Consider the following 21,281-nt stretch of genomic DNA (forward strand, 5'->3'; position numbering starts at 1 on the left):
GTGGCCCCACCCGATCCCATGCCGAACTCGGAAGTGAAACGCAGTTGCGCCGATGGTAGTGTGGGAGTTCCCATGTGAGAGTAGGTCATCGCCAGACGCCAATTCGAAAAAACCCAGCCCTGCTGGGTTTTTTCATGAAAGACAATGCTGATATAGCTCAGTTGGTAGAGCGCACCCTTGGTAAGGGTGAGGTCCCCAGTTCGACTCTGGGTATTAGCACCATCTTCGAAGAACCCAGCCTTATGGCTGGGTTTTTTCGTATCTGCCTTTCCTGTTTTGATTTATCGCCCTGAAAGCAGGTAAGCAGACACCGACTGCCGACCTGGCTGCTTGTGGCATGATGAGCAAGGGCTGAAAGCTAAGTGCTGGACTTTGTTCCCTGGTTTAGGTCTTTGGTCTCGGTAAGGCCAGGACGCCTGGATATCGCCATTAGATAGACGGAGGAGGCTTTGGCTATATCGAGTGTATAGCGAGCCCTTAGTGTGGTTGTTGCCCTCTGGGATCAAGGGTTCTATCAGCTAACCTGTTACCCGCTATACCAATCGCACTCAGTATCTGGTCTCTTTAGAAACGCTCAGCGGTGCAAGATCTGGGTGTGATCATGAAGGAATGGTGGGCCCTTTTGAGCTATCACAATAACGAGCCTGTGCCACTGAGCACTTCTCAATGGGGTTGATATCAAAAGGCTTTATGCCGTGCTAGCCAATCTCACGTTAGAGCCACTTGAGTTTCGCTTGGCTGCCTTGCCTAAAGCCTTTTTTCTGTCAGTTGAATGAGTAAATACTCAATGCGATTGGTATTACGCTTTGCTCTGTGATGCTCCAAGCCGGTGCCCGCCAAACTTGTTGCTCTTCTCTCCATCAACGTGACTCGTCGGTCTTCCGAGCGTCAGTTGTGATCCATGGTGTACCAGAGCATCGCCCCCTCCTGTGCCAGGGAAAGGATATATACTGTTTGAGTCCTGTTGATGCATCTGTGTCATCAGTGTTATCTACGCGTGTCCCCAGGTCGAAAGCTGTGAGTTTCCTCCGCAAATTGGTTAATGGTGGCGACATTAGGCTTGACTGATGGCAGTATCCTCTGTCTGAACCAGGTATAAACCTAATATAACGGAAAATAACCATGAGCTCTCAAGCCGAAAACGGGCGTATGACCCGTATACTTGATGGCATCGAACGGGTCGGCAATAAACTGCCAGATCCGGCGATCCTCTTCCTTAGTCTGATGATTGTGGTATGGGTTCTCTCTGCCATTTTCTCCACCATGACCTTCGATGCGGTTGATCCGCGCACTGGCGAAGCGGTGGCGATCAAGAACCTGCTGACCCCAGAGGCTCTGACCCAGTTCCTGACCTCTATGGTTACCACTTTCACTGCTTTTGCCCCCTTAGGTGTGGTGTTGGTGGCTATGCTGGGTGTGGGTGTTGCTGAGCATTCCGGCTTCATCAACACGGCTCTGAAGAAGATGCTGAAGATCACCCCGGCGAAATTCATTACGCCTGCTGTGGTCTGTGTCGGCATCATCTCCCACACCGCGACCGATGCCGGTTACGTGGTGGTGATCCCACTGGCTGGCGTGATCTTCTACGCTGTAGGTCGTCACCCCATTGCCGGGATCATGGCCGCCTTTGCTGGTGTGTCTGGTGGCTTCTGTGCCAACTTCATCCCGTCGGCCATTGACCCGCTGCTGCAGTCCTTTACCCAGGCCTCTGCTCAGACTCTGGATCCAAGCATTCAGCTCAACCCGCTGAACAACTGGTTCTTCGCCGCCTCCTCCACCCTGCCAATCATTGCCGTGATCTGGTACCTGACCGACAAGGTGATGGAGCCACGTCTGAACAAGAATACTCCTCTGGATAAAGGCGTTGAGCCGCCACAGATGGATGAGATCAGTGAGCGTGAGAACAAGGCGTTCCGTTACGCGGGTCTGGCTATGCTGGCTGCCATGGGCTTTATTGCCGCCGTGTCTCTGCCTGAGTCCTCCACTTTCCGTGCGCCGAATGGCGAACTGACTGACTTCAGCGCGCCGCTGATGCAGGCCATCGTACCGCTGATCTTCGTCTTCTTCGTGATCCCGGGTGTGGTCTTCGGCTACATGAACGGCGTTTACAAGCAGTCCGGTGATGTGATCAAGTCCATGTCTAAAGCGATGGAAGGCATGGCTGCGTACATCGTACTGGCCTTCTTCTGTGCCCTGTTCATTGCCGCTTTCGCTTCCTCCGATCTGGCGGTACTGCTGGCTGTTAAGGGCGCCGACTTCCTGAAGTCTCTGGGCATGCCTGCGGGCGTGACCATTGTCGGTATGATCCTGCTGGTTGGTTTCGTGAACCTGTTCATGGGCTCTGCATCCGCCAAATGGGCTCTGATCGGTGCGGTATTGGTTCCTATGCTGATGGAGCTGGGCATTTCTCCGGATCTGGCTCAGGCTGGCTACCGTATCGGTGATTCCTCCACCAACATCATCACCCCGCTGATGCCGTACTTCCCTCTGGTGGTTGTTTACTGTCAGAAGTATGTGAAGAACACAGGTGTTGGTACCCTGATCGCCGCGATGCTGCCGTACTCTTTGGCCCTGCTGACCGTATGGACCGCTTGGTTGCTGCTGTACTGGGGTATTGGCCTGCCACTGGGTCTGGGTGCTTCTTACACTTACGGCATGTAAGTGAAATAAGCCTAGAAACAGGAAAGGGACGCTACGGCGTCCCTTTTTGTTACTGGTTAGGGTGCGGCGGCAGATGCTGCCTCCATACCCCATGTTGGCCCTGCTGACTGCTTCATCGTTGCTGATCTACTGGGATGTCGGCCTGCCGTTGGCTCTGGGTGCTTACTGTGCTTACGGTATGTCTGTGAGATCAGCCCAGGAATAGGAAAGGGACGCTACGGCGTCCCTTTTTGTTTGTCTGTTGCCCTGTGCCCGGTGCCTGGTTCTTAAACGTTCTCTACTACGTATTGGGCGATCGCCCTGCGGTTTACTTTTATGCCGGTAGCCTCCGGCCCGGCTGGCCAGTTAAGGTAAGAGCGCGGGCGCATAAAGCGGGGCAGCTTTTTTAGCACCCTCTTTTCTACGATGGCCGGATCCCACTGGCCTTTGATCACGGCGACGGGCAAATGGCCAAACTCGGGATCGGGGATCGGAATCACAACGGCCTCTTCGACTCCTTCGCAGCGCTTCAATACGGCCTCGATCGCCTCAGGTTGCACATTTTCCCCTCCACTGATGAACATATTATCGGCGCGTCCTGTCACCTTGATCTGCTCACCCACAAACTGACCCAGATCGCGCGTGGCATACCAGCCGTCTCGATCGAATGGCTGACTCAGTTTGCCCTTATGGTAATAGCCCATGAAGCGACAATCGCCTTTCACTTCGATGAGCCCGTCGTTGAGACGGATCTGTCGTCCTGCCAGAGGGAAGCCGGATAGGCCCTGAGTATTGGCTGGGCCTGTGCAGATCTGCGAGCCCATTTCGGTCATCCCGTAGCTGGTCAGGGCCTTTAGTGGAAAGGGTTTCAGGCCATCCAACAGGGGCTGTGGGATAGGTCCGCCGCCGAGCAACAAGACCTTGAGTCCGGTCAGGGCAATTGAGTGTTCAGTCAGTAAGCGTTTGAGTTGGGTGGCGACCAGTGACACATGGGTGATCCCTTGTTGCTGCAGATCTTGCTCTAAATTGCCGGTATCGGGCAGAACGGCCGTGGCACCACAGGTGAGGCAACGCCACAGGATGGCCAGGCCACCGATATGGTACAGGGGGAGTGAAAGCAGCCAACGATCGCCCCGCTCTAGGGGCGTCTGGTCCTGGCTGCCCTCACCTGCCGCGAGATGGTTCAAGGTGTTGTGCATGGCGGCCTTTGGCTCGCCACTGGAACCTGAGGTGAGGATCAGGCTGACGCCCTGACAGGCATCGAAGCGCCAAAGCTTTTCTGCGTAGCCGGAGTCGACAGTGAGCGGTTTGGCGCTGCTCGCCAGATCGCCCTCCTGCCACAACCATTGCACATCCAGCTCATCGATCAGTCGTTGTGCCTGTTCGGTGGGGAAGCGTGGGGACAGGGGAACGAAGACGGCACCGATCCGCATGGCGGCATAAAGCAACTCTATCGCCTCCAGGCGGTTGCCGCCGATAAAACCGATATGGTGGCCAGGCTCGACACCCTGGGAGCTTAGCGCATCAGCCAGGGCGCTGACACGCCCGTCCAGCTCGATGTAGCTCAACCGATGGCCCTGGCCGTCGATGGCGATGGCTTCACCGAAGCGACGGGCGGCGGTGTGCAGGGGGCAGGTGATCAGGGTCAAAACAGACGCTCCAGTTCGGATTCGGGGATTAGGGGCCTCGATATGCCCCAAATATTGGGTTGGCACAGGTCGGCCCCGGTGGCTTGAAGCGTATCCAGCCCCGGGGGTTCCTGTGGCGTCAGCTCTTGCGCCAGGCTGGCCAGGTTGGCTAATCCCAGGTTGCTCTCAAAGCTGGAGGAGAGGATGCAGCGCACGCCGTCATGGTGGGCGGCGTCTATGATGGCCTGCAGTCTATCGAGTCCCCCAATGACCGTGGGCTTAAGCACCAGTGCTCGAACACCCTCTAACGTTTCGTATTGGTAGTCCTGTGCCTGGGTGGTTTCATCCAACGCCAGGGGCAGGCGGTGCTGTTTATAGAGCCTCAGGGTGTCAGCCAGCGTGGCGCAGGGCTCTTCGACATAGTCGATGGCGGCCAGGGGCACGCTGGCGGCAAAGGTGGCGGCCTGTTCGAAGCTCCAGCCTCGGTTGGCATCGAGGCGTAGACGGAACTTGGGCCGTTTGGCCAGGATCTCATGGATGAGGCTGATCTCCTGCTCCACCGGTGCGCGGGCGACCTTGAGCTTGGCGGTTCCGGGGCCTTGAGGCAAGGTGGTGATCTGGTCGAGGATGGCTTCCCGTGTGCCTGCCAATAGGGGGATCTGGCTCGATGGCAGGCTACGATGCGCCGTTTGATGCCAACGGCCACAGTCCAGGGCGAACCGAGCTGCTGCTGGTAGGGCGACCTCGGCGTGCTTGCCATGACAATAGGTCAAGAGGGCGTCGCGATTCTGGCGTAGGGTGTCGTGGGAAAAGCCGGGCAGGGGGCAGCAGTCGCCATAATGGCTACGGTTCCCCTGCTCAAACTTGACCAACAGGCCCTCCCGGTGGGACAGAGTCTGGCCGGAAAACTGGATCGGGGTATCGAGTGGCAGTCGGTATTGAAACAGGGCGCTGGGTTGCATGAAGGTTCGGACTCGGTTGTTCCTTTGCGCGCAGTGTAGCAATAAATCAGCCGAAAACCTTCCGGATCACCTCCGCCGCAAAGGCCTCCGGCACCGTAGCGTGGATATTGTGACCGGCATGGGCGATCACCGAATGGTTGAGCGCGGGGGAGCACTGAGCCCAGGCCTGGGCGAGCAGGGTGAACTTGCGGTCCCGCTCGCCGGTCAGCAGCACGATGGGGAAGTCTGCCATGTCGCGCAGATCCTTCTGGTGACCCAGGCTGGTGCCCAGATAGAGGGCCGACAGGGCGATGGGATCATTGCCGGTGCGCGCGGTGATCATCGCGTGGCGTTGCTCCTCATCCAGATCGGCAAAGACGCCCTGGCGGTACCAGCAATCCAGAAACTCGGTGAGAGGGCCGGTTTGCATCCGTTGATGCCAGCGGTTGTCGGCGGCCAGGCGTTCGCGGCGAGCCTTCTCGTCGGTGAGGCCGGGATGGGTGGACTCCAGCGTCAGGCTAAGCAGACGTTCCGGGGCTTCTCGCCTAAGGTGCTGGGCCAGGTGGAGGGCGATCCGTCCACCGAGGGAATAGCCAAGCAGGTGGAAGGATCCCAGTTGGGCCAAGGTGCCCTGCAGGAGCTCGACCACTTCTTCGAACCCCGGCGTTTGGCTCAGGCAGATCCCGTGGCTGTGGCCATGACCGGGCAGATCAATGGCATGGCAGTGGAAGCGTGCGCCGAGAGCGGACGCACAGCCCTGCCAATCCTCGGCACTGCCGAGAAAGCCATGCAGCAGCACCAGTGCCGGTTTGGCCGGATCTCCCCATTGGGTGACATGAAGCCGTGTGTCAGGCCGTGCCATGCTGGATCTGCTCGGCCAGCTGGATGATCAACTTGGCAGACTCCTCCGGTGGCACCATGACCTCAATCACGCTGGCCCCTCTGTGGCCCAGGCTTTGCTCCAGGGCCTGGCTAAAGGCGTCCAGAGTGTCTGGCCTGTGGTAGGGCAGTTCAAACTGGGCGGCGGCGCCTGCAAAGGTGAGGCCATGACCCAGTCGGTAGTAGTCCTGTCGCAGGGTTTCATTTGGCACCGGGAGCAGATTGAAAATGCTGCCGCCATCGTTATTGATGGCCAGGATCACCAAGGGGGTTTGCAGGCTGCGCGCCAGGGCCAGGGAGTTGAGATCATGCAGCAGAGAGAGATCGCCAATGCTCAGCACGGTCGGGGCGGTGGTGGCCAGGGCCACGCCGCAGGCGGTGGCCAGCAGGCCATCGATCCCGGAGGCGCCCCGGTTGGTCCAGATGGTTGGGGCATGGGCATTCGGCTTGGCCAGCATGTCGTAGAGACGGATAGGCAGGCTGTTACCGATAAATAACTGGCTACCTTGTGGCAGTTGTGCCGACAGGGTACGTGCGGCGGACAGTTCGGTGAGGGGGCCGTGCTCGAACTGAGCCAATGTGGCTTCCAGAGTTTGGTTTTGCTCGAACAGTGCCGCAGCCCAGTTATGGTGCGTCGCCGTTCCCCAGGGCAGGGTGGGCAGCAAGCCGAGACTGCCAACAAAACTGCATTTCTGACGATGGCTGGGATCCAGGTTGGCGCGCTGGGGCAGGTAATGCCAGAAGCGCTGCCAGGGGTGCTGGCCGATGTAGTCAAGCAGGCGTTTGGACAGTATTCGACTGCCTACCAGCAGCAGGTGCTCAGCCTCGCCGAGTAAGGCTTTGGACTTAGGGCAGTGCCAGAGCTGATCGATATGGTGGATCACGCCATCACGTTGGCGTAGCTGGCTCTGGCTGTCGGCCAGCAGAGGCCAGCCCAGCAGGCGGGAGAGGATCAGGAGCTGAGCCGGATCCTGATCCGGACTCAGGCTGCCCGCCACGATGACGCCTTTGGCCTGGGCAAACTCGGCACACTGGGCCGGGCTGGGCAGGGCGGAGTGACTCTGGGTGGGGGCCTGGACCCAGGGCTCTTTACTGCCTCGCCACGCTTCCAGCGGCGCCAGATAAGTAGAAAAGTCACTGCGCTTGGCATCGGGATAGAGGGGTTCGCGGTACATGCAGTTGATGTGCAGAGGCCGGTCGAGATCGGTCAGGGCATGGTCAATCTGGCTGAGTAGGGCCTGGGGCGGCAGATTGAGATCGGCGGCGGGCAGATCCAGGCGGCGAGCATAGTCGGCGAAGATCGCCGGTTGGATGATCGCCTGGTTAGCGCCACAGTCGATCAGCTCTGGCGGTCGGTCGCCGGACAGGACGAGCAAGGGAACTCGGGTCTGATATGCCTCGATCACGGCTGGGTAGAGGTTGGCCACTGCCGTTCCCGAGGTGGTGATGATCGCCACCGGACTGTGGCTGGCCTTGGCCAGTCCCAGGGCGGCAAACCCCAGGCCCCGTTCATCAAAATGGGTGTGACGGGAAAAGCCATCATGATCCGCCGCCGCCAGCGTTAACGGCGTTGAGCGGGAACCGGGAGCCAGGCAGAGGTGGCGCACACCGAGCCGGTGCAGCTCCTCGAGCAGCAAGCGGGCCCATAACAGATTCAGATCGGCGCAGTGATTCATAATTTGACGCTCATAGACCGTTGAGGATCCCCAGTACTGTGGTGAGTTTGTTGTTGAGCTCCTGCCATTCCGAGTCGGCCTCAGAGTCGGCGACGATCCCGGCACCGGCAAACAGAGTGATCTGATCCCGGTTGAACAGGGCGCTGCGTATGGCGACGGAGAATTCCGAATCCTGACTGCCCAGATAGCCGCAAGCCCCCGCATACCAGCCTCGGTTGAAGCCCTCCCGCTGGCGGATAAAGCTCATGGCGGGATCTCGTGGCAGCCCACCGACCGCTGGTGTTGGGTGCAGGGCTTGGAGCAACTGCAGATCGTTGACCCCGGCTTTAAGCTCCGCCCGGATCCCCCGGTGCAGATGCTGAATGTGGTTAAGTTTCAGGATGCTGGGGGATTCCTCGACGCCAACATAGTCAGCCAGAGGGCTTAATTGCTGCTCTATGTGCTCACGTACCAGCTGATTTTCATGGCTGTTCTTGCTGTCATTGAGCAGGGCATTCGCCAGGGCCAGATCTTCCGCTTCGGTAAAACCACGTGTCGTGGTACCTGCCAGGGCTTCCGTCGACAACTCTCGTCCCTGCCGCTGATAAAGGCGTTCCGGAGAGCAACTGAGGAAGGTCTGCTCGGGTTCAAACTGGAAGCCATATTGATAACTGCCGGGGTTAAGCAGTTGCCAGGCGTGCAGTACAGTCCAGGGATTAGGCAGGGCACTGGTGCGCAGCCGGGTCTCCCTGGCCAGCACCACCTTGGGGGTGTCGGCATTGAAGCTGGGATGGATCACCTGGGTTACCAATTCCTGCCAGCGAGAGCGCTGAGGCGTATCGTGCCGCGACAGGATATGGGCGGGGCCCAGTGGTGGCAGAGGCCGGGCGGGTACGATATTGGCCAGGGTGCTGCGGGCCGCTTGCAGTTCCAGAGGCCAGTCCCGCGTCAGGCCTGAGAGATTGAGGCATAGCTGGGCGTGCTGGCCTTGGCGGCGGATCTCCAGGCGTGGCAAAACGAAGCGGGCTTGGCCGAAGCCCTCCCATGCCGGTTGCTTAGGATCGAACGCCAGGCCGCCGTATAGGCGCAAGGACTGCTCTTCATCCGTTCGCAGAAAGTCGTGGTAGAGGCGATCCAGGGTTTCGGCGTCGGGCAGGGTGCCCAGGTGGTGATCCTGAGCCGCCCCAAGAGCCACGATCTCTTCACCCTCACGGCGCCCACGCCAATAGATCTTGGGGTGCTGTGTTTGAGCCGCCAGCCAGGCGATCAGCGGCGGGGGAGTCACAGGTTCACACAGTTGAATGCAACGGGCGCCCAGTGCACTTGGGTCCAGGGCATCGAGCCTAAACTGGAGTCGTGCCAGGGCGGCCGTTAGCGTGATGTCCGTCACCGGATAAACCACCTTTAGGGAAATAGACTTAACTGGCTGAAAGTAAGAGTCTGACGTGACTTGTGTCAAGTCGGGACGGCCAGCTTGTGAACTTAGGCGGCCACAATATAGAGCAGGCTGGCGGCACCGGCGAGTGTGGTAAGGCATGCGGGGAGTCCGGGACGGCCCATATGGATCACGTTCCAGACCAGCTTAATTAGGCTGGAGGTGAAGAGCAGTACCATGGCCAGACGCAGTTGATGCATCCACAACAGGTGCAACAGCAACATGATAACAAGGATCCCGATGACGAAGAGAGCCAGGCGCTCAAAGCGGCTTTGTAGCGCGATGATCTCCCGTTCGGTCTCCAGCAGCAGGGACTGACTTTGGCCGCCAGCAAAGACGTGCCAGGTCAGCAGTACCCAGGAGAGAAGGCCGATCGCCAGCAGGGGCACCAGCTGGAACCAGGCACCGACGCAACACAGGGCGAGCACCGTTGGGCGTGCCCAAAGGTGGAGCCGGTGAGCGGGGCAGTGATGTATGGCCATGGAGGGGATCCCTGTTCGATAATGCGGCTATTAGAGCCCCCGATGGCGAAAATGTCGCACTAATGAGCGAAAACAGCATCAAAAGTGTGGGCCGGATCGGGATTGTGAACGGTATTTTTTATTCCCTTGTCCGGGCTGTAACCCAAGGTTGGATTATTCATTTTCCTTTGGTGGCATCTCATGGCGACATTGGGCCACGGCGCGTTGCCAGCCTCGATAGCGGTGTTGACGTTGCTGCGCCGTTATCGCCGGTTCAAAACGCTGGCCGGCCTGGCAGATTTTGGCCAAAGCGGACTGGTCGAGCCAAAAGCCCGTGCTCAATCCAGCCAGGTAGGCCGCACCCGCCGCCGTGGTTTCCCGGTTAACAGGCCGCAAGACAGCAATATTGAGCATATCGGCCTGGAACTGCATCAGAAAGTCATTAGCCACCGCGCCCCCATCCACTTTGAGCTCGCTTAATGGCGTGTCGGCATCACGTTGCATGGCCTCGAGCAGATCCTTGCTCTGGTAAGCGATCGCTTCCAGGGCTGCACGAACAATGTGGTTGCGGTTACAGCCCCGGGTCAGCCCAACCAGGGCACCCCGGGCATGGGGATCCCAGTAGGGCGCTCCCAGGCCGGTAAAGGCGGGTACCAGATAGGCCCCGGCGCTGTCCGGGACGGCTTGGGCCATGGCCTGGGTCTCTGCGGCATCACGGATCAGGCCCAGTTCGTCCCGCAGCCACTGGATGCAGGCTCCCCCCATGAAGACAGAGCCCTCCAGGGCATAGGCCGATTCCCCCGGTGCGCTGCAGGCAAGGGTTGTGAGTAGCCCGTGTTGGGAGTGCACCGGATTCTGGCCGGTGTGCATCAACATAAAACAGCCTGTGCCATAGGTGTTTTTCGCCTGGCCTGCCTCGGTACAGAGTTGACCAAACAGGGCAGCCTGTTGATCCCCGGCGATCCCGGCGATAGGGATCTGCGCCTGGCCGATGCGGGCATAGCCAAAGAGTTCTTGGCTGCTGCGTACCTCAGGCAGCAGGCTGGCGGGGATCCCCAGCGCATCCTGCATCACGGGATCCCAGCGGTGGCGATGGATGTCGTACAGCAGGGTGCGGCTGGCGTTCGTGCGATCCGTGGCATGAACCGTCCCACCGGTCAGGTTCCAGAGGAGCCAGCTATCTATGGTGCCAAAGCGCAACTCGCCTCGCTCGGCACGTTCTCGGGCGCCGGGAACGTTATCCAATAGCCAGGCGATCTTGGTGCCGGAGAAGTAGGGATCGAGCACCAGGCCTGTGGTGTCACGGACGTGCTGCTCCAGCCCCTGGGCTTTGAGACGCTGGCACAGCTCCGTGGTACGGCGACACTGCCAGACAATGGCATTGTGGATTGGCGCGCCGGTATTGGCATCCCAGATCACCGTGGTTTCCCTCTGGTTGGTGATGCCGATGGCGGCGACCTGCTCGTGTTTGACTTGGCAGCGAGCCAGGACTTCGGTGAGAGTGGCACGCTGGCTGGCCCAGATCTCCATGGGATCGTGTTCAACCCAGCCCGATTGTGGATAGTGCTGGGTGAACTCTCGCTGTGCACTGCCAACGATCTGTCCGTCGCGATCAAACAACAGGGCGCGGCTGGAGGTGGTGCCTTGATCCAGGGCAAGGATGTATCGATCTTGGGTCATAGTGCGCTTCCGTGTCCGTTTGTCATCATCTTAGTGAACTCTAACGGCTTTGGCCCCCGTCTTCGTCAAGAGGCGGTGTTATGGCTTGAGCAGAGCGGAGTGGGCAGGCGGGTTTCCCGGGGGGGCGGTTTTTGAGCCGGTGGTGTACCGGGCTGAGGCGTGTTGTGGGGAGGGTCGATGATGGAGGAAGGACGGGGCGAGCCCGTCCTTCCTGTGGCCTCAGTTTGGCCGGATCAGGACATTATCGATATGCGCCTTTTCCGCCAGGCGGTCCGATTGCAGATCAAACTCCAGATGCAGGGTGGCCATCGCTGGCAGGGTATAGCGCTGGTTAGCCCAGTTGGGGTCCTGGGTCTGCTCCAGCACGGTCCAGTTGCTGCCATCGTCGGACCAGCGAACGGTCAGCTGCTCCTCTGCGATCAGGCCGACGACCTGGCGATCGTAGCTGAGGCTGAGACCCGAGTGTCCCTGGGTGTCCAGTTGCAGGCTCAGGGTCGCGCCCCTCTTGATCCGGATCCCCACACCTTGACCGTCATGGCTGGCGGCGGTGGCAGGCTCGATCACGCCCGTTCCGGTATTGCTCCAGAGAGGATCTAGGGTGCCCGTTTCCACATCATCGAAGAATAGAGGCTGGGTTGGCTCAGCCGCAGCAACGGTGAACACCAGGGGGGCGGTATCGAAGGCGCCGGCGGGATCACTCACCTTGACGGTGGCGTTGACGACTCCGGTCAACTCCGGGGTGCCGGACAGAATGCCGTCTGAACTCAGAGCAAGCCAGGTAGGACCGTCGATCAGCTCAAAGCTGAGGATATCCGTCAGGTCCGGATCACTGGCGAAGCCGCTCAGGCTGGCACTGTAGGCCTGTCCTTGGACTGCGTCGGCCAGGGCGATGGGATCCACCACAAAGGCTGGCGGCTGATTGTCGACAGACAGGGGGCTTCCCTGCAGCGAGACATTGTCGATCTCGGCGCGTTCGGCGTTGAGGGTGCCGTTGGTGGCAAAGCGGATCCACAGGGTGTCCTGATCGTCGGCGGCGGCGGGCAGTTCCATATCCATGATCTGCCAGTCGGTTTCCTGGGTGGTTTCCAGGTTTTGCCAGACGGTGCCGTCCAGAGACCACTCCACGCTGAAGGCCACGTCGCCGGTCAGGCCGGATGTTCGGCGGGCATACTGGAGGGTGATCCCCTTGTGACCCAGGGTGCTGAAGCTGCGGCTCATGTTGGCACCCCGCTTGATGCGGGCTCCCTGCTCTCCGGTAAAGGCGGCCGCAGAGTGCAGTTCCAGAGTGCCACCGGTACTGTTGTTCCAGCCCTGCAGCTGGGCTTGTTCAAAGGTGTCCGAGGCCAGGGTGGCAGCCTTGTCGTCACCCACCAGAGTGAAGGTGATCCTGGCCTGGTCCGACTGACCGCCGGTGAGGGTGTCGGCCTGGTAGATCACCGTATCTGTACCGGTCGCTCCCGGGTTCGCCTGGTACTGCAGACTGCCATCACTGGCCAGCTGAAGGGTTCCTTTTTGCGGGCCCTGGATCAACCGAGCGCTGAGTCCCTGCTGATCGTAGGCGAAGAAGTCATTGGCCAGCACGCCGTCGTCGGCGCTGAGGGTCAGGCTGTCACCGGCACGAAGGTTGTAGTAGTCGTTGCTCAGGAAGAAGATGGGCGCGGGCACTTCATAGTTGCGCTTGAGCTGTTCGTAGGATTTGCGCTTGTCGGACTCCTGCTGTTGCAGGCCGATCCAGTTATCCAGAGCTGCCGGATTGTCGCGCACCAGGAAGGCAGAGAGGGCGGGATCATGGGTCTCAACCATCCAGTTGAGCAGGTCCGCCTGCAGGCCCTGACGGATCCCAGCCAGGCTGGGATCGGTGATCCGGTTGTCCAGCTGGTGGGGATCGGAGGCGGCCACATAGAGCTCCTCCACCACCCTGTGGTTATAGAGATCCACCCGTTGCTGGATGGCGGGATCGGTGGCCCCGGCTGCCGCCATGGCTTCAAAGGAGGCGGTGCCCTGGGTGGTGGAGGCCATCACTGTGCTGCCGTTGGACCAGGGATTGAAGATGTAGTGATGGTTGGCACTGACCACGGCACGCATGGGGCGACGATGGCCGCCGGAGTTTTCATAGTAGGTGGTGTAGACCCGGGAGCGATCGGCGCCATCCTGCTGGCCCTGCAGCAGGGCCAGGTAAGAGGTGCCGGGCAGTTGCTCACCGCTCTCCACCCCGACGGCATCGAGCAGGGTTGGGACCAGATCCACCATGGAGACCAGATCTTGATCATTGACGCTGCCCGGCTCGATCACACCGGGCCAGCGGATGATCAGGGGAGTGCGGGTCGAGGCGTTCCAGAGGTTGGACTTGGCAAAGGGGAAGGCCCAGCCATGGTCGGCATAGAACACCACTATGGTCTCTTCAGCCAGGCCACTGTCGTCGAGGGCCTTGAGCATATGCCGAATGAAATCGTCACCCCGGCGCAGGGTGGAGGTGTAGTACTGCACCTCGAGCCGGACCTCATGGAGGTCCGGCAGGCTCGGAGGAAGGGTGACGTCATCGTAGCCGTAGACATAGGAGGGCATGGGGGTCTGGGTTGGCTTTTCGATCAGGTCGGGTGTCAGTCCCCAGAACTGGCGATGGGGATCATGGGTGTTGATCTGGTAGTAGAAGGGCTGGTTCTGATCTTTGGCCTGGTTGAAGGCCGCCAGGGCCCAGTCGTAGACGGACTGGGGATCTTTTGACAGCGACTCCTCGCCCAGCAGATCCCAGGGGTAGGGCACATAGGGAGTGGAGTGGGCGTCTTTGCCCAGGATCCCGGTCAAGTAACCGACCTCTTTGAGAGTGGCTGGAACAGGCGTTGCCCGTGAACGCCAGATCTGGCGGAAGCCTTCTACGCCGCTTTGGTGTGGGTACATGCCGGTCAGGGTGGCGTTTCGTGATGGTACGCAGTTGGCGGATACCGTATGGGCCTGGGTGAAGATCATCCCCTCTGAGGCCAGCTGATCCAGGGTTGGGGTGGGGCTGGGCTGTAATGGATTACCGAAGGCGCCAAAGTGCTCCTGGTTGGCATCATCCATGCTCAGGACCAGGATGTTGGGGGCGGCCAGGGCAGCGCCACCCGGGGTTAGTGCCGCCATCATGGCAGCCAGGGCGAGATGTCGTCGTCTCACGTTTATTCTCCTTTCTCAGGGATAAAGAGTTTCTTTGTTTTTATGTGCTTGTGGTGTTGCGCGCCGGTAACAATAGGTGTGCGAGAGGTAGAAAAACAACCGACTGGATCGTGGAAAAAGCTGTATTTACTTATGGTTACATTGTGAACGGTGGCGTATTAGAGCCGGTGGGCATTTTGTCTGAGTGTCAGTTTTGTAAAAGTCTCAGACAAAAAAAGGGATGGCCGAGGCCATCCCAACTCCGTAGGGGACGGAGAATCAGTCCGGTTTGAGCTGGCGGGCCCCGGTTTTCATCGGATCGCCCTGATAACCCAGGGCCTGCCAATCGAGGCGTTGTCCTTTGCCGTGGCAATCCATGCAGCCCAGGGCATCCTCTTTCGGCGCCACCATATGGTTGATGCGCCACCACATCTCGGTTTCGGCAAAGCTGTGCTCACCGCTGTACTGGAGCCCCAGACGCTTCAGCTCAGGGTTGGCCGCCATGCCGAGGCGAGCCGCCTGGTCCCAGTCAAAGGTCTTCCAGTAGCCCCCGTCACCAAAGGTTTTCGGAGTAATGAACACTCGCTGCTTGGCGTCGTAGATCTGCTTGCCGCGATGGACCTTGAAGGGGTAGATCTTGGCTTTGGGATCTGTGATGTCCCCCAGCGGGTAGGCCAGCTTGGTCACGCCATCGGGATCCATCTTGTCACCCACGGAGTAGGCGTCGCCAAAGCCGTTGTACCAGGCGTACTCCGGTACCACATTCTTACCCCAGACAAAATCGCCTTTCTTCTTCAGGTAATCATGCTTGCCATACTGGTCCAGGGTCTCTTCCCGATCGGCGCCGGCGGTGGACCAGTCCCAGCTGAGCTTGGTGGGCTCGTTCTTGGCGAAGCTGGGGATGTGGCAGGTCTGGCAGGCGACACTGGCTACGTGCTTGTCCAGCTTGGCGTTGTCGTGGGGCGCGGCGCTGTGGCACTCGGCACAGTCGAAGTGGTTCTGACCGCCGGGGGAAACGCCCATGGCCTGGCCAGCGATGTTGTGGTCGGGCGCCTGGTGGCAGGCCTGGCACTGCAGATCCAGACCATCGACGTCCATATGCACATCGGTGGCACGGTCCGGATAGCCCATGCTGGAGTCCAGATCCCCGTGCTTCACGCCGTCACCGCCGCCACCGTAGAAGTGGCAGGTGCCGCAGTTATCCCGCACCGGGGCGCCAACGTTCTGGGCGACCCTCAGCAGGTTGACCTTCTCCATGGGGTGGCCGGCACCGGCTCCCTCCTTGGCGTAGGTTCCCGTGGTGTCGTGGCATACCAGGCAGTCCACCTTGGTCATATCGGTGAAGTCGAAGCTGTCGTCTTCCCAGCCGTAACCGGCGTGGCAGCTGGTGCAGCGTGCTTCGTTGGAAGTGATGGAGACGCAGAAGTTGTTGATGACGTTTTTCTTACCCCGATCCACGGTGCGGCCCGGTAGCTCCTGAGGTAGCGACCAGGTCCAGTGGGAGGTTTTCATAAAGTCCTTGGCGTGGTCTTCATGACACTCGATGCATTGGGCTGTGGCCTCCGGACCACTGTCGATGGGGCCCTGAATAAAGTCGGCATGGGGGTTGGCGATGGCCAGCGGCGCAGTGGCCAGCAACCAGAGCCAGCCGATGCCTAAGGTAATGGCGGTTCTCATGATGATCCTCCTGATCTTGTAATCGAAAGCCGGGGCTTGCACCCCGGCGCTGGGCCTCTAGAACCGCACGGTCAATGAGGCGTTGAGATCATAGGCGGTATCGATCACTGGCAGCATGGAGTAGGCAGTACCAGAGAGGATCTCATCCACACTCTGGGGCGCCCCCACCGGAGAGCCACTGCCGCTGTACTCATAGTCGTAGTAAAGGCCGGCGACCTTGATGAACATCTTGGGGTTTACGTCGAAGATGTAGTAGGCCTCACCGACATGCCCGCGGGTGGCCAGTTTGCTGCCGATGGGATCGTCCTGGGCCTGGGTGAAGGGGGTCCAATACTTGGAGCCGTAGTTGTACTCCAGTCCGAACTTGCCGCCCGGTGCGGGGATCTGCACTCCTACGTAGGCACCGTAGCCGTTGTGATCGCCCGGATCCTGGGCGGCCACCGGCACCATGATGATCTCGCTGCCGTCGGCATTGAGGGCCGCTTCGAAACGGGCATCACTCATCATGCCGCCAAACAGGCCGGCGTTGCCGTTGGATTCGGTACGGGTCCAGCCGAGCGAGGCAAAGCCAACCCAACCATCGTCACTCTCATACTGGTAACCCAGGCCACCCAGATACATGTCGCCGATCACACTGGAGGGTTGAACCCGGGTGACGAAGTTGAAGTCCTCAAACTTCTGCATGTCCTGATACATGGTGGGGGCGAAGATCCCCGCCAGCTGAGTCGGGAAGGCCATCACCCCTTTGAAGCCGTCGTTGATGTCCTTGGCGCCGAACAGGGTCATCTGCACAAAATGGTTGCCGTCGTTGAGCAGATCGATGTTGAAGCCGCCCAGCTGGGTGTCGTCGGTGACAATGTCACCAAACAGTTCACCGTTGCCCCACTGGGACTCATAGCCCTGGCCATAGCAGAAGCGCACCACCTGGCCGTCGATCCCGGTTACTTCACCCAGCTTGTAGCCCAGAGTTACGCCATCGAAGTTAAAGTTGACCAGGTGACCGGATGGGGTGCCGCCGCGCAGCTCGTTCTCCCGGAAGTGGCTCGGAGGGCCATAGCTGGAGGGACGCCGGCCGATGGAGAGGTAGAAGTGGGAGCCACCTATGTCTCTCCAGTCGAAGTAGGCCCGTTCGACCCTTAGCCAGTCACCGCTGGGGTTACCGCCATTGGTGCCGTCCATGGTGAAGCTGCGCCAGGAGTCAAACACCTGGACACCTGTGCTGTCGCCCCAGTTTTTGAACATGGTGAGGCGACCGGCAAAGTCGACGTTGTCCCACACCTTGGCCTTGAGGTTCAGCCGCAGCCGGGTGGTGTAGAGGATGTCGTTGTTGAGATCATAGGTCTGCTTGGGGGCCAGCACATAAGGCATCACTCCCTGCAGCTGGCCGCTCATAAAGGCCTGGGCCAGGGCCGGATTGGCGGCCATCATCTGGCCAAGAGGTGAGTCTGGGCTCTGGGGATCGCCAAAGGCGCCGGACATCGCCTTGGCACCAAAGTCGTTGAAGTCCACCAGCATGGCGGGATTCCAGGTGACGTCCTGGTAGTGCAGGCTGTGGGCACGAACCCGCAGATCACCGGTAAACTGTACCCGGTCCGTGGCGGCATGGCGCTCTGCTTTATCCACTCGGCTGGAGAGGTATTCCAGCTCTTCGGTCAGTTCATCGATGCGTAGCTTGAGATCGTCCTGGGATGGGCTATTGGCCAGGACAGGTGCGGTGATCCCGGCAAGCGCCAGGGATACCAGGGTGGCTGTCAGGGTTTTCATGGGACACTCCTTGGTCCAGATCAGGGTCTAACCACAGGTGGCAGGCTGATCGGAATCGGCCGCGTGGTCATAGAGAAACTGGTTGATGTCGAGCAGAACCTTGTCGTTCAACTGTTCGAACACCTCGGGTTGCTTCTTGTGCTGATCGCGCTGAAAGAAGCGGTCCCACTGGGCCATGGTCTTGGACATGGGCGTGAGTTCCATGGTCGCTTCGCTGTGGCAGGCTTTGCAGTGTTTCTTGTAGAGATGGCGACCCTTTTTCGGGTTGCCGCCGTCGACGGCCAAGGCGCCGGTGGCGAAGGCCACCAGTGCAACAGCCAGGGTGGTTTTGGCTAAGGTTTTCATCACGTCCCCCTTTGAGTGATGGGCGAAGTGCCAAAAGAGCACTTCAATATTTTTTCCTCACCTTTAGATTAGGGGACACTTATTTAGCATGTCATCCATTAGGGCGAGCTAAATAAGAGATGATTGATATTGATCAAACAGTCCGTTAACAACTGGCTTTTGTTAATATAAACAGCGACTTGGCTTGCTTTTCGCTGGGCGTCTGGGCTTTGCGAGGAAGGTTGTGTTGCGAATTTGTGATCGCGGTCGGGTTTTGGATGCGAGGGGGATCGGGATGATTGGATTGAAAGGGGGGATCAGGTAGGGAGTCGTCGGTTAGCTGAGCTAGAACTGATAGGCCGAGCGAGCCTGCTGGCTGTGAAGCGTTCAAGGGGTCAGAGTCATTGAAATGTGATTTGAAGCATGATTGACGGTTGTCAGTCAGGTAGAAGAAACGAGAAAGGGACGGTAAAAACCGTCCCTTTCTCCGAGGCGAAAGCCCGCTTACCTCATGGTAACAAACTCTTCGGCGCTGGTCGGATGCAGGGCAACGGTGGCGTCGAAGTCGGCCTTGGTGGCGCCCATCTTCACCGCCACGGCGAAGCCCTGGAGGATCTCATCCATGCCCAGGCCGATGCCGTGCAGGCCGACGATCTTCTCCTCCGGCCCGGCGCACACCAGCTTCATCTTGGTGGCCTGGCGGTGGGCGGTGACCGCGGTGTACATGGCGGCAAAGGAGGAGGTGTACACCTTCACATTGTCGTCGCCATACTGCTCGCGGGCTTGCGGCTCGGTGAGCCCCAGGGTGCCGATGGTCGGGTGGCTGAACACCACGGTGGGCACCAGGGAGTAATCCATCTTGGCATTGGGTTGGCCGCCGAACAGGCGCTCGGACAGGGCGCGTCCGGCTTTGACCGCCACAGGTGTCAGCTCAATGCCGCCCTCCATGATGTCACCCACGGTGTAGATCCCAGGCACATTGGTGTTCTGGTATTCGTCGACGGGGATAAAGCCACGCTCATTGGTTTGTACGCCCGCCGCTTCGATGTTGATCTTGTCGGTGGACGGCTCGCGGCCGATGGCCCAGATCAGGCTGTCGACGTTGAGGCTTTCGCCATTTTCCAGATGCAGGGTCAGGGAGCCGTCGGCTTCCTTTACCACCTCTTTGGGGATGGAGTGGGTGTGCAGGGTTGGGCCCTCTTGCGCCATCAGCTCCACCAGGGTCTCGGTGACCATGGGATCAAAGTTACGCAGCGGTGCGTGTTTGCGTACCAGCAGGTGGGTCTCGCTGCCCAGGCTGTGCAGTACACCCGCCAGTTCGACGGCGATGTAGCCGGCGCCCACCACGGCGACGCGTTTGGGTTGTTCGGTCAAGGCGAAGAAGCCGTTGGAGTCGATGCCGTGCTCGGCACCCGGAATGGCCGGGATGGTAGGGCGGCCACCGACGGCGATGAGGATGTTGTCGGCGGTGAAGTGCTCGCCGTTGACCTCGACGGTCTTGCTGTCGACGAAGGTACCGAAACCACGGACCAGGGTGACGCCATTGCTGTCCAGGCCACGGTTGTAGCCGCCATGAATGCGCTCGATGTAGGCTTCACGGCTTTCGACCAGCTTGCTCCAGCTGAAGCCATTGAGGGTGGTATCGAAGCCGTAATCCGGCCCATAGAGTTTGATGGCCTCGGCGATCTGGGCACCAAACCACATCACCTTCTTCGGCACGCAACCGACGTTCACACAGGTGCCACCCAGGTGCTGAGCCTCGATCAGCAGTACCTTGGCGCCACGCATGGCGGCGCGGTTGGCGGAGGCGATCCCGCCGGAGCCGGCGCCAAGAACGATGTAGTCAAATTGCTGTGCCATGAAAATGATCCTTTTGATTAGCTCTATGCGTGGGCGATGTGCGCACGTCAGTTCTGCCGTGAATGACGCATACGGTGGCAGATAGGAATGGCGAAGTTGTACCTGTAACTGGGGCCTGGCTCAATCGAAAACAAGGGATTGCCCTTATCGATTAAGCCCGTGACAGCCCATTGCTGGGGCAAAACGTGGACTCATTATGACTTACTGTGTTGACCCGATTGTTGCTCAGGATCAACCGCAACGGCACTCTTACCACGGCTTGGGCGGGCGCGGCCTGTCGTAGTGCATGGGGCTTCGGGTGATGGTGAAGCGAGTCGATGTGGGATGCAAGGTTGCCGACATCGTGGGTGAAATACCCTAACAAGACCCACTCCCTGACAGAGGTACGTGTTTTCTAGGAGGCATTGTGGCGACCCATGATCCGCGTCACAATACGGCCCGGGCTATTGCGAATACAATCTATTCTCAATAGCGGATTGACGCCCATTTCAGCAACCTGTGAGCGAAACATGATGAAGCGATCTCTTTTGGCCCTGGCATTCTGTGCTACCGGAGCGGGTACCTTTGCCGCCGATCTTGAACTGGGTCTGGGCTATGACAGCAAATATATCTCGGAAGGTCGGGATAACCTGGAGAAGGGCGGGATCGTCTGGGCCAACGGGGCTGCGGCTTTCGACAATGGCCTAGTCCTGAGCGCCGCCTACGGTTACGCGGCGGACTCGGATGTGGACTATGACGAACTGGATCTGGGCGTCGAGTACGGCTTCGAGCTGGGCGATCTGAGCCTTTATGGCAGCTATACCCGGCTGGAGTTCTTTCGGGATGGTGAGTCCGATAATGAACTGGGGGCAGGGCTGGCCTATGGCGGACTGGAATGGTTTGAGCCGTTCGTGGATTACGTATACAGCACCGAAGCCGAGGGCGGTTTCCTGGAGCTTGGGATCCAGCGGGAGTTTGCTGTGACGGAGCGTCTGTCGTTGACCCCTTATGTTATTGCCGGGCTGGATTACGGTTATGCCAACCCGGATCACAGCGGGCAGAACCATATGGCGTTCGGGGCGGAGCTGGCCTATCAGATCAGCGAAAACCTGGGGGTCGTCGGTCTGGTGGAGCACACCGAGGCACACCGGCAGGTGGTGCGTGAAGAGGGGATCGAAGGGCACCAAACCTGGGCCGGGGTCCATCTGGTGATGCAGTTTTAAGGG

The 21,281-nt window shown here is 59.5% G+C and carries 14 protein-coding genes, 1 tRNA gene and 1 rRNA gene; 4 read left to right on the top strand and 12 right to left on the bottom strand.

All coding sequences use genetic code 11. The annotated features are described in order from the left end of the window. The 3 genes from rrf to AC2D8U_RS16935 form a co-directional block, all read left to right on the top strand. Positions 1 to 97: ribosomal RNA gene (gene rrf / locus AC2D8U_RS16925) — 5S ribosomal RNA — on the top strand; the annotation flags it as partial. Between the two features lie 49 nt (positions 98 to 146). After that, positions 147 to 222 (top strand) — tRNA-Thr (locus AC2D8U_RS16930). Between the two features lie 900 nt (positions 223 to 1,122). Continuing rightward, positions 1,123 to 2,661: an AbgT family transporter gene (locus AC2D8U_RS16935; protein ID WP_484620253.1), complete on the top strand. Its 1,539-nt coding sequence runs from the start codon at positions 1,123 to 1,125 to the stop codon at positions 2,659 to 2,661. A 266-nt stretch (positions 2,662 to 2,927) separates the two neighbouring features. Here the strand turns inward: AC2D8U_RS16935 and menE are convergent, their stop codons facing one another. The 12 genes from menE to gorA all read right to left on the bottom strand — a co-directional run bounded on the left by menE (position 2,928) and on the right by gorA (position 20,076). After that, a complete protein-coding gene (gene menE, locus AC2D8U_RS16940) occupies positions 2,928 to 4,289 on the bottom strand; it encodes an o-succinylbenzoate--CoA ligase (RefSeq protein WP_484620254.1) in 1,362 nt (453 codons plus the stop codon). Continuing rightward, on the bottom strand, positions 4,286 to 5,230 hold the full coding sequence (gene menC / locus AC2D8U_RS16945; RefSeq protein ID WP_484620255.1) for an o-succinylbenzoate synthase: 945 nt from the start codon (positions 5,228 to 5,230) through the stop codon (positions 4,286 to 4,288). The genes menE and menC overlap by 4 nt, the downstream gene beginning before the upstream one ends. Before the next feature lie 46 nt (positions 5,231 to 5,276). Further along, the gene (menH, locus tag AC2D8U_RS16950; RefSeq protein WP_484620256.1) at positions 5,277 to 6,071 is read right to left on the bottom strand and encodes a 2-succinyl-6-hydroxy-2,4-cyclohexadiene-1-carboxylate synthase; all 795 of its coding nucleotides are present in this window, start codon (positions 6,069 to 6,071) and stop codon (positions 5,277 to 5,279) included. Beyond that, entirely contained in the window at positions 6,058 to 7,764 is a 1,707-nt protein-coding gene (gene menD, locus AC2D8U_RS16955; RefSeq protein WP_484620257.1) for a 2-succinyl-5-enolpyruvyl-6-hydroxy-3-cyclohexene-1-carboxylic-acid synthase, read from the bottom strand. The genes menH and menD overlap by 14 nt, the downstream gene beginning before the upstream one ends. Before the next feature lie 10 nt (positions 7,765 to 7,774). Then, positions 7,775 to 9,133, bottom strand: a complete 1,359-nt coding sequence (locus AC2D8U_RS16960) for an isochorismate synthase (protein ID WP_484620258.1) — start codon at positions 9,131 to 9,133, stop codon at positions 7,775 to 7,777. Between the two features lie 92 nt (positions 9,134 to 9,225). Next, entirely contained in the window at positions 9,226 to 9,660 is a 435-nt protein-coding gene (locus tag AC2D8U_RS16965; protein ID WP_484620259.1) for a hypothetical protein, read from the bottom strand. Positions 9,661 to 9,813: 153 nt separating this feature from the next. After that, positions 9,814 to 11,319 (bottom strand): glycerol kinase GlpK, encoded by a 1,506-nt coding sequence (gene glpK, locus AC2D8U_RS16970; RefSeq protein ID WP_484620260.1) that lies wholly within the window; start codon positions 11,317 to 11,319, stop codon positions 9,814 to 9,816. A gap of 219 nt (positions 11,320 to 11,538) precedes the next feature. After that, positions 11,539 to 14,472 carry a sulfatase-like hydrolase/transferase gene (locus tag AC2D8U_RS16975; RefSeq protein WP_484620261.1) on the bottom strand — a complete coding sequence of 978 codons (2,934 nt, stop codon included), beginning with the start codon at positions 14,470 to 14,472 and terminating at the stop codon, positions 11,539 to 11,541. A 258-nt stretch (positions 14,473 to 14,730) separates the two neighbouring features. Next, a complete protein-coding gene (locus AC2D8U_RS16980; protein WP_484620262.1) occupies positions 14,731 to 16,128 on the bottom strand; it encodes a tetrathionate reductase family octaheme c-type cytochrome in 1,398 nt (465 codons plus the stop codon). Positions 16,129 to 16,185: 57 nt separating this feature from the next. Beyond that, positions 16,186 to 17,892 carry a DUF3373 domain-containing protein gene (locus AC2D8U_RS16985; protein ID WP_484620263.1) on the bottom strand — a complete coding sequence of 569 codons (1,707 nt, stop codon included), beginning with the start codon at positions 17,890 to 17,892 and terminating at the stop codon, positions 16,186 to 16,188. 27 nt (positions 17,893 to 17,919) lie between these two features. Continuing rightward, positions 17,920 to 18,240 (bottom strand): c-type cytochrome, encoded by a 321-nt coding sequence (locus tag AC2D8U_RS16990; RefSeq protein WP_484620264.1) that lies wholly within the window; start codon positions 18,238 to 18,240, stop codon positions 17,920 to 17,922. 480 nt (positions 18,241 to 18,720) lie between these two features. Beyond that, positions 18,721 to 20,076 (bottom strand): glutathione-disulfide reductase, encoded by a 1,356-nt coding sequence (gene gorA, locus AC2D8U_RS16995; protein ID WP_484620265.1) that lies wholly within the window; start codon positions 20,074 to 20,076, stop codon positions 18,721 to 18,723. Between the two features lie 509 nt (positions 20,077 to 20,585). Here gorA and AC2D8U_RS17000 point away from each other — a divergent pair. Further along, entirely contained in the window at positions 20,586 to 21,278 is a 693-nt protein-coding gene (locus AC2D8U_RS17000; protein WP_484620266.1) for a hypothetical protein, read from the top strand. The last annotated feature ends 3 nt before the right edge of the window (positions 21,279 to 21,281 follow it).

The organism is Ferrimonas sp. YIN67 (assembly GCF_057219095.1).

Coding starts and splice junctions, on each gene's coding strand:
- menC (WP_484620255.1), bottom strand. CDS start 5,230: ATGCAACCCAGCGCCCTGTTTCAATACCGACTGCCACTCGATACCCCG.
- glpK (WP_484620260.1), bottom strand. CDS start 11,319: ATGACCCAAGATCGATACATCCTTGCCCTGGATCAAGGCACCACCTCC.
- AC2D8U_RS17000 (WP_484620266.1), top strand. CDS start 20,586: ATGATGAAGCGATCTCTTTTGGCCCTGGCATTCTGTGCTACCGGAGCG.
- AC2D8U_RS16985 (WP_484620263.1), bottom strand. CDS start 17,892: ATGAAAACCCTGACAGCCACCCTGGTATCCCTGGCGCTTGCCGGGATC.
- menH (WP_484620256.1), bottom strand. CDS start 6,071: ATGGCACGGCCTGACACACGGCTTCATGTCACCCAATGGGGAGATCCG.
- AC2D8U_RS16935 (WP_484620253.1), top strand. CDS start 1,123: ATGAGCTCTCAAGCCGAAAACGGGCGTATGACCCGTATACTTGATGGC.
- menD (WP_484620257.1), bottom strand. CDS start 7,764: ATGAATCACTGCGCCGATCTGAATCTGTTATGGGCCCGCTTGCTGCTC.
- gorA (WP_484620265.1), bottom strand. CDS start 20,076: ATGGCACAGCAATTTGACTACATCGTTCTTGGCGCCGGCTCCGGCGGG.
- AC2D8U_RS16965 (WP_484620259.1), bottom strand. CDS start 9,660: ATGGCCATACATCACTGCCCCGCTCACCGGCTCCACCTTTGGGCACGC.
- AC2D8U_RS16980 (WP_484620262.1), bottom strand. CDS start 16,128: ATGAGAACCGCCATTACCTTAGGCATCGGCTGGCTCTGGTTGCTGGCC.